The following is a 12,555-nucleotide window of genomic DNA, read 5'->3' as shown; positions in this document are numbered from 1 at the left end:
TGTGAACGAGCCGCCCGCGTTCGCCCGGGGCCTTGCGGCTGAAAGGCGCCTGGCGGGCGCAGACGACAGCCATCCTCGGGCCTGCGCGGGACTTGAGCCTGCATCGACCCAGGTTGCGCCTGAAACGGCCGCCTGGGCGCTTGAAAAGGCGGGCTTCACCGTGTTCGGCACGTCGCCGTTCCGGGTTGATGGCCGCCAGCAGAGCGCCTGGTTCGGCGTCACCCACGACGTCACCGTCCGTATCCGACCTGGCCGGACCGATGTGCGCGTCGCTGGGCGCGACAGCCTGAAGATTGGCGATGAAGCCTGCCGTCTCGCCAAGGCGGTGGTGGCTGAGCTGACGCCTTAAAGGTCCTCGGTCAGCCGCCAGTCGGCGCCAAGCCGGGCTTGAGGCTCGGCCCGCGCGCGTCCCTCCTTTTCAAGCTTGATCAGGTGGGCCAGCACCGACAGGCTGGCGGCGGGCCAAAGGCGTTCATCCACGGCGGCGTAGAGGATCGGCACCATTTGCGCGATGGTCCGGTCGCCCGCCGCCAGTCGGGCCATGATCTGGCCTTCCCGCTCTAACCGGTGCGCGCGATAGGCCTTCAGAAAGCGCGCGACCTGGGTGATCGCCGGGCCGTGCGTGGGCCAGATAGTCGAAAAGCCGCGCGCCAGCACCGCGTCGAGGCTCTGCATATAGGCCGTCATATCGCCGTCGGGCGGCGCCACCACGGTGGTGGACCACCCCATGATATGGTCGCCGCTGAACAGGGCGTTCTCGTCCCTAAGGATGAAGGCCATGTGGTTCGAGGCGTGGCCCGGCGTCGCCATCGCTTCCAGGGTCCAGCCGTCGCCCTCGATCCGCTCTGCGCCGGTCAGGACGATATCGGGACGGAAATCCTCGTCCTCATCCTCGTCCAGACTGCTGTCCGAGGCGTGCATCGTGCGCGCGGGCGGCTGCATGGCCAGGATCGGCGCACCGCCGACCGCTTCGGCGAACGGGCGGGCGAGGGGGCGTGGTCGCGGTGCGTGTGGGTGACCAGCACATGACTGACCGTGCGTCCGGCCACGGCGCGCAGCAGGGCGTCCAGGTGAGCGTCATCCAGAGGCCCAGGATCAATGACCGCCACGCCAGCGCCAGGCCGGTTTCTGCCGATGATATAGGTCCCCGTGCCCGTGAAGGTGAACGGCCCCGGATTGTCCGCGATCACGCGCTGAATCAACGGCGAGACCTGATCGCGTCGTCCATAGGCGAAATCGAACTGGCGAACGTAAGGGATCATAGCTCTCTTCAGGCCCTAAGGGCGTCGAACAGGAGGCGATAGGTCACTGTCTTTTCACTCTGATGGCGCGGGCATCGCCGACGTTGAGGAAGTAGCTGCCGAAGGCCGCGCGACGGATACGTACCTCACTCCCGCTTTGAGGGCGAATATGGGCCGGCTCATTGTCGACCTGCCGCCATTCCCTCCCATCCGTCAGTTGGAAGACCCAGCGCCCCGCGCCGTCCCTCGCTGCCCGGACGAGGGCGGTCTGGATAGAGGATATCTCTTCGCGATCGTCATTCGATCCGAGGAAGGCCGGCAGGGCCACATTGCTGAAGCCGAACAGGTTGCGTCGGGCTTCCCGCACCTGCTGGCGGTTTACAACCGTTACGTCTCCCGCCTCCTGGGCCCGGATCAGCGCCTCGGCCGCCTTGTCTAGACATGACAGACGGGCTTCGGGCTCGCCGATCGCGCGACAGGCGGCCAGTTCGCCGATCGTTCGACAAGGATCCGCCGCTTTACGCGAGCGGCTTCCAGTACCAGACCGATCCGTCGACTTATGACGTCATCGGCCGTTACTTCTACATCGGCGCTCGCGCCCGCTTCTAAGAAGCGTCGAGCCTGGCATTGAGGGCGGCGGGTCTAACGGCCCGCCGCCTTTTTTGTCGTTTCTAGGCGGGATCGCGGACGTTGAGGGCGCTTGTGCCGCGCGCACGCGAAAGCGGCGATGACCTTCTGATCATCACCGGATGGCGTCGTATCAATATTAAAGTGAAGGGCGGCGCGCCACTCCCTCAAATGCTTGAGAAGGAGTGGCGCGAGTGACGGGGCTCGAACCCGCGACCTCCGGCGTGACAGGCCGGCACTCTAACCAACTGAGCTACACCCGCGTTGCTCCCCCGCGAGGAGGAGAGGAAGGAGCGGATACGGGGCGTCGCCGCTTCGGTCAAGCGCGTTGTGGCGTTTTTGATAAAAAATCCGCGAATTCAGATGCTAGCAGGCAGAATGGGAGGAACCCGTGGGCCGGAGTTCCTCCCGTCTTCTCAGGCCTTATCCCAGCCTTTTTCTACGGCCCAGACGGCGAAGGCGTAGTCGTGGGCGATGTCCTTCAGATAGTCGAACCGCCCGGAGGAGGCGAAGTGGCCCGCCTCCATGTTGATCTTCAGCAGCACCGGCTTGCCGGAGGTCGAGGCGGGACGCAGTTTCGCCACCCACTTCTCCGGCTCCCAATAGGTCACGCGGGGGTCGGACAGGCCGCCAGTCGCCAGCAGAGCCGGATAGGGCTTGGCCTCGATCTGGTCATACGGGCTGTAGGAGTGGATGTAGTCATAGGCCGCCGCGTCCTCCAGCGGATTGCCCCATTCGGGCCATTCCGGCGGCGTCAGAGGCAGGCTGGTGTCGCTCATGGTGTTGATGACGTCGACGAAGGGCACGCCGCCGATGACGCCCGCCCAAAGCTCTGGCCGCATATTCGTGACCGCGCCCATCAGCAGGCCGCCGGCCGAGCGGCCCTCTGCCACGATGTTCCCCGCCTTGGTGTATTTCTGCGCGATCAGGTGATCGGCGGCGGCGATAAAGTCGGTGAAGGTGTTCTTTTTGGTGAAGCGACGCGCGGTCAGGAACCAGTTCCAGCCCTTGTCCGAGCCGCCGCGGATATGGGCGATGGCGTAGATGAAGCCGCGATCCACCAGCGACAGCCGGTTGGTCGAGAAGCCGGCCGCCATCGGGATGCCGTAGGAGCCGTAGCCGTAGAGCAGCAGCGGCGCAGACCCGTCGACTGGCGTGTCCTTGCGGCGCAGCACCGTCACCGGCACCAGCTCGCCGTCAGAAGCGGGTGCGTTCAGTCGCTCGACCACATAGTCCGCCGGATTGTGGCCCGAGGGGATTTCCTGAACCTTGCGCAGCGTGCGCTCGCGCGTCTTCAGGTCGTAGTCATAGGTTGAGGTCGGCGTGGACGGCGAGTTGTAGCCGTAGCGCATGATCGTGGTGTCGAACTCGGACGCCCCGCCCAGCGACAGGGCGTAGGCGGGCTCGTCCACGGCGATTTCATGTTCGGCGCCGCTGCGGTCGCGGATGACGATCTTGGTGTTGGCGTCGGCGCGTTCCTGCCGGCCTATATAGTCCTTAACCAGGGCCACTCCCTCGATGAAGCGGCCGGGCGTGTGGGGGATCAGGTCCTTCCAGTTCGCCTTGTCGGGAGCGGCGGTCGGCGCCTCCATGACCTTGAAGTCGATGGCGTCATCGGCGTTGGTGCGGATCACCCAACGATCGCCCCAGTGGTCCAGGTCATACAGCCGGCCGACGTGGCGCGGTTCGACCACCATCGGCTTCGCGGTCGGGTCCGAGGCCGGGATGATGCGGCTCTCTGAGGTTTCCTGGTTGCCGATGGAGATGACGATGAAGGCGTCGTCGGCGGTGCGCTCGATGCCCTGGAACATGCCCTCGTCCAGTTCTTCGTTGACCAGGGCGGTCTCGCCGCCGCGCGCCGGGCGGCGGAAGATCTTGTCGGGGCGGCCGTTGTCGTCGCGGTTGGTCCAGAAGATCCACTGGCTGTCCGGCGAGAAGGTGAAGTTGGCGCTGGCCGATTCGATCGGGTTGGGCAGCACCTCGCCCGTGGCCAGATCCTTCACATAGATCTTGTAGACTTCGGACCCCTGAGCGTCCTCGGCATAGGCGAACAGGGCGTGATCGGGGCTGTGTTCGGTCGCCGAGACTTCCGAATAGGCCTTCCCTTCGGCCAGCTTGTTGCAGTCCAGCAGGACCGTCTCGCCGTCCGCCTTGCCGCGCGGGCGGCGGCAGTAGAGCGGGTGCTGATCGCCGACGTTGTAGCGGACGTAGTATTCCCACGGGCCGTCTGCCGCAGGGACGGAGCTGTCGTCCTCCTTGATGCGCCCCTTCATCTCCTCGAACATCTGGGCCTGCAGCGGCAGGGTCGAGGCCATCATGGCTTCGCGATAGGCGTTCTCGGCGGTCAGGTGCTCCTTGACGTCGGCCTTGATCAGCGACGGATCGCGCAGCACGGCCTGCCAGTTGTCGTCCTTCATCCACTGATAGTCGTCGACGCGCACGCGGCCCAACTGCTCGATGCGGACGGGGACCTTCTTGGCGACGGGCGGGGTGGGCTTGGACATCGAGGCTCCGGGACTCTGGCGGGCAAGGGCGGGGGAGGCGGCGACCATGCCGACAGCGGCGGTCGAGGCGATCAGTTCGCGACGGTTCATGGCGTGGGCTTCCCCTCGATTATCATTCGAGCGGGACCTTGTGCCCGGCGACGCTCGGCGTCAAATGGCGTCATGGTCATTCAGGATCTTCCGCCCGAACAACCCGCTATCGTCTCCGCCCCGCCGCCCGAATGGGACCTGACGGTCGGGGTCATCAACGCCACCGTGCAACTGGATCAGGCGTTCGGCAGCGGACAGAGAAAGGTCGGTACGGGCTTCCTGATCTCCGCCCCCAGGCCCGACGGCGCCCCCGCGTCGTGCTGGTGACAGCCCGGCACGTGCTGGACGTCATGCCCGGCAATGAAGCGCGCATCGGGTGGCGCACAGCCGAGGCGGACGGGGCGTGGAAGTTCACCCCCGAAACCTTGAGCATACGCGATGCGGGCGGCGCGCCGTTGTGGACTGCCCATCCTGAGCGCGATGTGGCGGTGATGGAGATCACGGCGCCGCCCGCCTTTGCCCAGGCGGCGATTCCGCTCGGCTGGCTGGCCGAGGCGGACGCCTTCGACCGCTGGCGCATGGGTCCCGGCGACGAACTTCTGGCCCTGGGCTATCCCCATGGGCTGTCGGCCAATCGGGCGGGATTTCCGATCCTGCGACTGGGGCGGATCAGCTCATGGCCGCTGACGCCGATCCGGCATTTCCCGATCTTCCTGCTGGATTTCGTGGTGGCGCAGGGGAACTCGGGCGGCCCGGTGTTCTGGACCCCGGCCGCGCGTCGCGTGCCTGGTGCGCCGGAGCCGGATCATCCCTTTATCGCCGGGGTTCTGGTCCAAGAGGTTCAGGGCGGCGGAGAGGGTTTGGATCTCGGCGTCGTGGCCCATGCGCAATATGTGCGCGAGACGATTGAGCGGCTGGATATTTCCTCCCCATGAAATGGGGAGGGGGACCGCGTAGCGGTGGAGGGGCAGCGCCGCCGGGCGCCCGAAAGGCCCCTCCGTCACGGCGCTAGCGCGCCGCGCCACCTCCCCATCGGCGACGCCAATGGGGAGGAAAACCCTCAGCCGGCGAGCGCTTCGACGCTCATCCGCTGCAGCAGGTCGCCGCCCTGTCCCACGGCAGCCAGACGACTGGAGACGTGTCCGAGGACGTTCGCCGCATAGACTTCATACAGGTCCAGCTTGCCCTGCAGCCAGGCGGCGTCGCCCTCGCCCGCGTCCAGTTTCGCCCTGGCCGCCAGGGCGCCCTTGGCCAGCATCCAGCCGCCGACCACGTCGCCCATCAGCTTCAGATAGGCGTCGGCGCCGGCCAGCACGTCCGCTGCGCGGGCCGGGTCCGACTTCGCGTCGAGCAGCCACAGGGTGGCGTCCTCGACCGCCTCGATGGCGGTGGCGATCGCGCGGCCGGCTTGCCGGTATAGAGGCGGTCGATCTGGGCCAGGGTCGTCTTCATTTCGGCGATCAGGGCCTTGGCCGACTCGCCGCCGTCCATCGACAGCTTGCGGCCGACCAGATCCATGGCCTGGATGCCGTTGGTGCCTTCGTAGATCGGGGCGATGCGGGCGTCGCGATAGTATTGGGCCGCGCCGGTCTCCTCGATGAAGCCCATGCCGCCGTGGACCTGAACGCCCATGGAGGCGACCTCGCAGCCGACATCGGTGGACCAGGCCTTCGCGATGGGGGTGAACAGGTCTTCGCGGCCCTTCCAGGCCTTGCGTTCCTCCTCGGTCGCGGCGTGGCGGGCCAGGTCGGCGGCGACGCCGGTCGACAGGCAGATGGCGCGGGCGGCGGCGACCTTGGCCTTCATCACCGACAGCATCCGGCGCACGTCGGGGTGGTCGAAGATCGGGGCGTCTTTCTCGCTGGTCCAGACGCTGCGGCCCTGACGGCGCTCCAGCGCATAGGCCAGGGCATGTTGATAGGCGCGCTCGGCGACGCCGACGCCCTCGACGCCGACGGCCAGGCGGGCGGCGTTCATCATGACGAACATATGGGCCAGGCCCTGGTTCGGCTGGCCGACCAGTTCGGCGCGGGCGCCCTCGTAGCTCATGACGCAGGTGGGCGAGGCGTGGATGCCCAGTTTGTGCTCGACGCCGACCGGGCGGAAGGCGTTGCGCTCGCCCAGCGAGCCATCGGCGTTGACGATGAATTTGGGCGTCAGAAACAGGCTGATGCCCTTCGGCCCGGCAGGCGCGTCGGGCAGGCGGGCCAGCACCAGGTGGACGATGTTGTCTGTGGCGTCGTGGTCGCCCCAGGTGATGAAGATCTTCTGGCCGGTCAGGGCATAGGTCCCGTCGCCATTGGGAACCGCCGTCGCCGTCAGGGCGCCGAGGTCAGACCCGGCGTGCGGCTCGGTCAACACCATGGCGCCGGTCCATTCGCCCGAGACCAGCTTGGGCAGATAGGTGGCCTTCTGGTGCTCGTTGCCGACTTGCTCCAACGCCTCGATCGAGGCCAGCGACAGCATGGGGCACAGGCCGAAGGCCATGTTGGCGGCGTGGACGGTTTCATAGGCCGCCAGCTCCAGCGCCTTGGGAAGGGCCTGCCCGCCGGCCTCGACCGAGGCGGTCAGGCTGGTCCAGCCGCCCGCCGCGAACTGCTGATAGGCGTCGGCGAAACCGGGGGCGGCCGTCACCGCGCCGTCGGCGTATTTGGCGCCGGCCAGGTCGCCGGGGCGGTTCAGCGGGGCCAGAACCTCTTCCGAAAACTGGCCGGCGGCGTCCAGCACGGCCGAGGCGACATCTGCGTCGTAATCCGGAAAGGCGCCGGTCGCTGCGACCTGATCTATGCCGGCCACGGCGTCGAGGGCGAATGCGATGTCACGGACGGGGGCGCGGTAGCTCATCGGTTATCCTCAGAAAGACGTTGCGCTTCTGTCGACCCCTGCGCTGTTGGGCGCAAGCCCGCTTGGACTTTGGTCGAGTTTCCGCGCACTCTATGCCTCTGTTTGAACGACTGACGCCGCGTAAGGAAAGAGCGACCGTGCCCGCCGACCGACCCGCCAGGGGCGACAGCCCAGAAATCGCCGCCGAGGCGCTGAAGACGGGACGTCTGGTCATCCTGCCGACCGAGACGGTCTATGGCCTGGCGGCCGACGCCTCCAACCCTCAGGCGGTGGCGCGCATCTTCGAGGCCAAGGGGCGGCCGCGCTTCAATCCTCTGATCGCCCATGTCGCCAACGCCGTGGACGCCGAAGACATCGCCGTGTTCGACGCCAGGGCGCGGGCGCTGGCCGAAGCCTTCTGGCCGGGGCCGCTGACGATCGTCGCGCCGGTTCGGGACCGCGATCGGGTGTGCGATCTGGCGCGGGCCGGGCTGGACAGCGTGGCCGTGCGGGTGCCGGCACATCCGCGGGCCCGGGCGGTCATCGGCGCCTTTGGCGGGCCGGTCGTCGCCCCCTCGGCCAACCGTTCCGGACGGCCCAGCCCGACGACCTTTGCTGATGCTCTGGAGGAGACGGGTCATGCCGTGGGCGCGGCGGTCGATGGCGGCTCGTGCGCCGTGGGGGTGGAAAGCACCGTCGTCTCGGTGCTCGACGGCAAGGTTTCCCTGCTGCGTCCCGGCTCCGTCACCCGCGAAGAACTTCAGGCCGTGGTCGGGCCGCTGGATGAAGGCGGGCAGGGGCATCGCTCGCCCGGTCGGCTGGCTCTGCATTACGCGCCCGACGCCCCGGTGCGGATCGAGGCGGAGGGCGCCAAGGACGGCGAAATCCTGCTGGGGTTCGGTCCTAACGTCGGCGATCCGCGCTGGAGCCTCAGCCCGACCGGGGACCTGCGCGAGGCGGCGGCCAATTTGTTTCGATTGTTGCGTGAGGCGGACCGGACGCGGCCCGCTGGGATCGCTGTGTCGCCCGTTCCGGCCAAGGGGCTGGGCGAGGCGATCAACGACCGTCTGCGTCGTGCGGCGGGCTTCGTCGGCTAAAGGAAGCGCGCCTTCACATCCACGCTGGACGCCTTGCCGACCTTGGGCAGACAGTTTTCAAGCCAGGCCTCGGCCGCCGTCCGGCCGTGCTGCTTCAGCTTGTTCAGATAGCTCCACTCCGTATCGAACTTCGAGTGGAGCGACTCGCCGCCCAGCCACTCATCCGCTGCGATGACGTGGATGCGGATGCCGCGCCGACGGTCCTCGCCGGGCTTCAGCTTGCCCTCGGCGATCAGGTCTTGAACGAAGGCGACGGCGCGCAGTTCGGCCACCAGCGGGGCGTTGAAGACGATCTCGTTCAGCCGGTCGTTGATGTCGCCCGCCTCGCGCGGGGCCTCGTCGCGCTGGAACGGGTTGAGCGGCAGCAGCAGGATATCGTCCGGCGTGTCGGTGTAGAACAGGGGCCACAGCGCCGGATTGGCCAGATAACCGCCATCCCAATAGGGCTCGCCCTCGATCTCGACCGCCTGAAACAACTGGGGCAGGCAGGCTGAGGCTAGCAGCACCTCCGGCGCCATTTCACCGGACTTGAAGATGCGCGAGCGGCCCGCGCGCACCGCCGTCGTCGACACGAACATCTGGATGGAGGAGGCGCGCAGGGCCTCGAAATCCACCGCCGTCTCCAGCACCCGGCGCAGCGGGTTCAGGTTGAAGGGGTTGAAGGAGTAGGGGCTCATCGACAGGGCCAGCGTCTGTCCCGCCTGCCACATCGGCGTGCCCTTCAGCCAGTCGGGCGTCAGGGCCTTGGACCAGACGGCGCTGTCGCCGAAGACGTTGCGGCCGCCGGACTGGTTCACCTCGCGCCATAGGGTGTCGAGCGCCTCGCGCCCCCTCGGCGCCGCCACGCTCCAGCCCGGTGATCAGGGCGGCCGCGTTCATCGCACCGGCAGAGGCGGCGGTGACGGCGCGCACGTCCAGCACGTCGGCCTCAAGCAGTCGGTCCAGCACGCCCCATTGAAAGGCGCCGTGAGCGCCGCCGCCCTGCAGGGCCAGACAGACAGGTTTGCGTTTCGCCGCCATCAGCCTCTCCGTCTTGCGGCCCGAGCGGCCGCTCAGAAGGCTATTGCGCCGTCCAGCCGCCGTCGACGGAGAAGTGGGCGCCGTTGGCCGAGGCGCCGAGGTCGGACGCCAGATAGAGGAAGATGCCCGCCAGTTCGCCGGTCGTGACGAAGCGCTTGGTCGGCTGCGAGCCGAGAATGACGTTTTTCATCACCTCGTCCTCGCTCATGTTGCGGGTGCGGGCTTGATCCTGAATCTGCTTGGTGACGATGGGGGTCTCGACAAAGCCGGGGCATATGGCGTTGCAGGTGATGTTCTCCTGCGCCAGCTCCAGCGCCACCGTCTTGGTGAAGCCGATCACGCCATGCTTGGCCGCGACATAGGCGGACTTGAACGGGCTGGCGACCAGGCCGTGGGCCGAGGCGACGTTGATGATGCGGCCGCGCCCCTGCGCCTTCATGATCGGGATCGCCGCCTTGGTGGCGTAGAAGGTCGAGGACAGGTTGATGGCGATGATCTTCTCCCACGCCTCGGCGGGGAAGTTCTCGACGGCCTCGACGTGCTGGATGCCGGCGTTGTTGACCAAGATGTCGAGGCGGCCCAGTTCGCGATGGGCCGTGGCGATCATGTCCTCGATCTGATCCGGCTGGGTCATATCGGCCGGGTGGTAGAGGACGCGCACGCCGGTCTCGGCCGCCAGATCGGCGCGGGTCTTCTCAATGGCCTCGGCGTCGCCCAGGCCGTTCAGCATCACATCGCCGCCGCACAGGGCGACCGCCCGCGCAAACGCCAGTCCGATGCCCGAGGTCGAGCCGGTGACGACCGCGACCCGGCCCTTGAGATCGTTCATAGCGAACATGACAGAAAGAACCCGTGGCTAATGATGCTGCAACGCACCCTAGCGGCAGTCGTTCAATCTGGCGATCAGGAATTTCCTTCCCTGATGAATATCCAGTCCGTGTCCGTCGAAAGGCTCTTGTCGAAGCGATAGCCGTCGCGGTCGAAGGCCTTCAGATCCTCGGCTTTCTCCAGCCGGTTCTCGATGGCGAACCGGGCCATGCCGCCGCGCGCCTTCTTGGCGTGGAAGGAGATGATGCGGGCCTGGCCGTCCTTCTGTTCCTTGAAGTGAGGGGTCACGACCGGCAGCTTCAACGCCTTGGCGTCGACCGCGCCGAAATATTCGTGGCTGGCCAGGTTCACCAGCGTCTGCTCGGACAGTTTGCCGGCGTCCTCGTTCAGGCGCAGAGAAATCCGCTCGCCCCAGAAATCATACAGGGTGGCCCCGCGCTTGGTCTTAAGCCGCACGCCCATCTCCAGCCGATAGGGCTGGATCGCGTCCAGCGGGCGCAACAGGCCGTAGAACCCCGACAGGATGCGCAGGTGATCCTGCGCCCAGTTCAGATCCTCGACCGACAGGGTGCGGGCCGACAGCCCGTCATAGACATCGCCCGCAAAGGCGAAGACGGCCTGCAGGGCGCCTTCCGACGTATCGTTGTCGAAGGCCTGGAAGCGCTGATAGTTCAACTCGGCCAGGGCGTCGGAAATCGACATCAGGCGGCGCAGGTCTGCGCGGCTGAGTTCACGCGTCACCTTCGCCAGTTCGGCCGTCTCATCGGCGCATCGCCTTGGCGTCACAGGGGCGTCGATGGCGGGCGGGTTGAAGTCCAGCTTTTTGGCCGGGGACAGGACGATCAGCAAGACGATCGACTCCTATGCGTCTCAAGAGCGGGCCTCATAGGCCGCTTCCATGACGTTTTGAACCGCCTGAAACGTCACATACGGTCGCAAGTCCTCAGAAGAGGACCGCCGGGTTCATGATCCGCTGGGGGTCGATGGCCTGACGGATCGCCTGCATGGTCGCGATTTCGAGCGGCGATTTGTAACGTCGCGCCTCATCGGTTTTCAGCCGTCCCAGGCCGTGTTCAGCCGAAATCGAGCCGTCGTAACGGGCCACGACGTCGTGCACGACTTGCGATCCCTCCATCCAGCGGGCGATGAAGGCGGCGATGTCCTCGCCCTCGCCGGGGATCACGTCATAGTGAAGATTGCCGTCGCCGACATGGCCGAAGACCGACACGCGGCAACCCGGATGGAACCGCTCCACCGCCGCCGTGGCCTCGTCGATGAAGTCGGCGATTCGCGATACGGGAACGGAAACGTCGTGTTTCCAGCCGCCGCCTTCGGGCTTGAGGGCGGCCGAATGCTCTTCGCGCAGACGCCAGAACTCGGCCTTCTGGGCGTCATTCTGGGCGATGGCGGCGTCGACGATCAAGCCTTCCTCGAAGGCGGCGGTCAGCAGGCGCTCCATCGCCGCCTCTGCGCCGTTCGGCTCGCCCGAGGCCAGCTCGATCAGCACATACCAGGGCGGCGTCGATTCCAGCGGTTCGCGCGTGTCGGGGATGTTCTTCAGCACCAGGCTCATGCCCAGCCGTTTCATCAGCTCGAACGCCTCGACCCCGCCGCCCGTCTCGGCCTTGGCGCGGGCGAGCAGCACGACGGCGTCGTGATGGCTTTCCAGGCCGACGATAGCCGTGGCGCGGCTGCGCATGATGGGGAACAGCTTCAGCGTCGCCGCCGTGATGACGCCCAGGGTGCCTTCGGCGCCGATGAACATCTGCTTCAGGTCGTAGCCGGTGTTGTCCTTGCGCAGACGCTTCAGGCCATTGAAGACCTGACCGTCGGGCATGACCGCCTCGATGCCCAGCACCAGATCGCGCATCATGCCGTAGCGCAGGACCGCCGTGCCGCCCGCGTTGGTCGAGATGACGCCGCCGATGGTGGCTGAGCCCTCGGCCGCGAGGCTGAGCGGGAAGAAGCGATCCTTTTCCTTGGCCAGTTCCTGCGCCTCCAGAAGGGTCACGCCCGCCTCGACCGTCATGGCGTCGTCCAGCGGCGTCACGTCGCGCACCGTCCGCAGCTTGCGGGTGGAGAGCAGCACTTCGCCATAAGGAATCTGACCGCCGACCAGGCCGGTGCCGCCGCCCTGCGTCACAATGGCTGTGCCGTGACGGGCGCAGATCTCGACAGCGCGGGCGACCTCTTCGGTCGTGCGCGGTTGCAGCAGCAGCGGCGTCTCACCGGTCCAACGGCCGCGCCATTCGGTCAGCCACGGCGCCATCTCGGCGGCGTCTTGCGTCCAGGCGCCGGGCAGGGCGGCCTTGAGTTCAGCGAGGGATTCTGGCGTCGGGAGGGTCATATCGGCCTTGTGGCAAAAGGCGCGCCGTGGTGGAAGCG

Annotated in this window: 11 protein-coding genes, 1 tRNA gene and 2 pseudogenes; 4 read left to right on the top strand and 10 right to left on the bottom strand. The window is 66.9% G+C overall.

Features of this window, described 5'->3' with window-relative positions; genetic code table 11:
- The first annotated feature begins 1 nt into the window (after position 1).
- Positions 2 to 349 carry a hypothetical protein gene (locus V8F63_RS13380; RefSeq protein ID WP_392353604.1) on the top strand — a complete coding sequence of 116 codons (348 nt, stop codon included), beginning with the start codon at positions 2 to 4 and terminating at the stop codon, positions 347 to 349.
- Here V8F63_RS13380 and V8F63_RS13375 read toward each other — a convergent pair.
- The 4 genes and pseudogenes from V8F63_RS13375 to V8F63_RS13360 form a co-directional block, all read right to left on the bottom strand.
- Positions 346 to 1,262 (bottom strand): annotated as a pseudogene (locus tag V8F63_RS13375) (MBL fold metallo-hydrolase). The gene V8F63_RS13380 and the pseudogene V8F63_RS13375 sit on opposite strands and share 4 nt — an antisense overlap.
- A gap of 43 nt (positions 1,263 to 1,305) precedes the next feature.
- Positions 1,306 to 1,608, bottom strand: coding sequence for a hypothetical protein (locus V8F63_RS13370; RefSeq protein WP_253121096.1), 303 nt, complete (start codon positions 1,606 to 1,608; stop codon positions 1,306 to 1,308).
- Between the two features lie 446 nt (positions 1,609 to 2,054).
- Positions 2,055 to 2,131, bottom strand: a tRNA-Asp gene (locus tag V8F63_RS13365).
- Positions 2,132 to 2,284: 153 nt separating this feature from the next.
- Positions 2,285 to 4,462 carry a S9 family peptidase gene (locus tag V8F63_RS13360; protein WP_392353602.1) on the bottom strand — a complete coding sequence of 726 codons (2,178 nt, stop codon included), beginning with the start codon at positions 4,460 to 4,462 and terminating at the stop codon, positions 2,285 to 2,287.
- A gap of 72 nt (positions 4,463 to 4,534) precedes the next feature.
- Here V8F63_RS13360 and V8F63_RS13355 point away from each other — a divergent pair, with 72 nt between their 5' ends.
- Together V8F63_RS13355 and V8F63_RS13350 are read left to right on the top strand one after the other, a co-directional pair.
- Positions 4,535 to 4,729, top strand: a complete 195-nt coding sequence (locus V8F63_RS13355; RefSeq protein WP_392353600.1) for a hypothetical protein — start codon at positions 4,535 to 4,537, stop codon at positions 4,727 to 4,729.
- The gene (locus V8F63_RS13350) at positions 4,720 to 5,337 is read left to right on the top strand and encodes a trypsin-like peptidase domain-containing protein (protein ID WP_392353599.1); all 618 of its coding nucleotides are present in this window, start codon (positions 4,720 to 4,722) and stop codon (positions 5,335 to 5,337) included. Before V8F63_RS13355 ends, V8F63_RS13350 begins: the two co-directional genes overlap by 10 nt.
- Positions 5,338 to 5,462: 125 nt before the next feature.
- On the opposite strand, the gene V8F63_RS13345 is transcribed toward V8F63_RS13350, so the two are convergent.
- Together V8F63_RS13345 and V8F63_RS13340 are read right to left on the bottom strand one after the other, a co-directional pair.
- Positions 5,463 to 5,756, bottom strand: a complete 294-nt coding sequence (locus V8F63_RS13345) for an acyl-CoA dehydrogenase C-terminal domain-containing protein (protein ID WP_392355102.1) — start codon at positions 5,754 to 5,756, stop codon at positions 5,463 to 5,465.
- Entirely contained in the window at positions 5,690 to 7,246 is a 1,557-nt protein-coding gene (locus V8F63_RS13340) for an acyl-CoA dehydrogenase family protein (RefSeq protein WP_392353597.1), read from the bottom strand. Before V8F63_RS13340 ends, V8F63_RS13345 begins: the two co-directional genes overlap by 67 nt.
- 137 nt (positions 7,247 to 7,383) lie before the next feature.
- On the opposite strand from V8F63_RS13340, the gene V8F63_RS13335 reads away from it, so the two are divergent.
- The gene (locus tag V8F63_RS13335) at positions 7,384 to 8,322 is read left to right on the top strand and encodes an L-threonylcarbamoyladenylate synthase (protein WP_025977180.1); all 939 of its coding nucleotides are present in this window, start codon (positions 7,384 to 7,386) and stop codon (positions 8,320 to 8,322) included.
- Here V8F63_RS13335 and V8F63_RS13330 read toward each other — a convergent pair.
- The 4 genes and pseudogenes from V8F63_RS13330 to V8F63_RS13315 form a co-directional block, all read right to left on the bottom strand.
- Positions 8,319 to 9,342: pseudogene (locus V8F63_RS13330) on the bottom strand (patatin-like phospholipase family protein). The gene V8F63_RS13335 and the pseudogene V8F63_RS13330 sit on opposite strands and share 4 nt — an antisense overlap.
- 40 nt (positions 9,343 to 9,382) lie before the next feature.
- Positions 9,383 to 10,180 (bottom strand): 3-hydroxybutyrate dehydrogenase, encoded by a 798-nt coding sequence (locus V8F63_RS13325; protein ID WP_392353596.1) that lies wholly within the window; start codon positions 10,178 to 10,180, stop codon positions 9,383 to 9,385.
- 65 nt (positions 10,181 to 10,245) lie between these two features.
- A complete protein-coding gene (gene yaaA, locus V8F63_RS13320) occupies positions 10,246 to 11,019 on the bottom strand; it encodes a peroxide stress protein YaaA (protein ID WP_392353594.1) in 774 nt (257 codons plus the stop codon).
- A gap of 94 nt (positions 11,020 to 11,113) precedes the next feature.
- On the bottom strand, positions 11,114 to 12,517 hold the full coding sequence (locus V8F63_RS13315) for an FAD-binding oxidoreductase (protein WP_392353592.1): 1,404 nt from the start codon (positions 12,515 to 12,517) through the stop codon (positions 11,114 to 11,116).
- Between the last annotated feature and the right edge of the window lie 38 nt (positions 12,518 to 12,555).

Source organism: Brevundimonas sp. LF-1, from assembly GCF_037055305.1.
Taxonomy (GTDB): domain Bacteria; phylum Pseudomonadota; class Alphaproteobacteria; order Caulobacterales; family Caulobacteraceae; genus Brevundimonas; species Brevundimonas sanguinis.
Note: the sequence above shows the minus strand (reverse complement) of the source record. Positions and strands in the feature narration are given on the sequence as shown.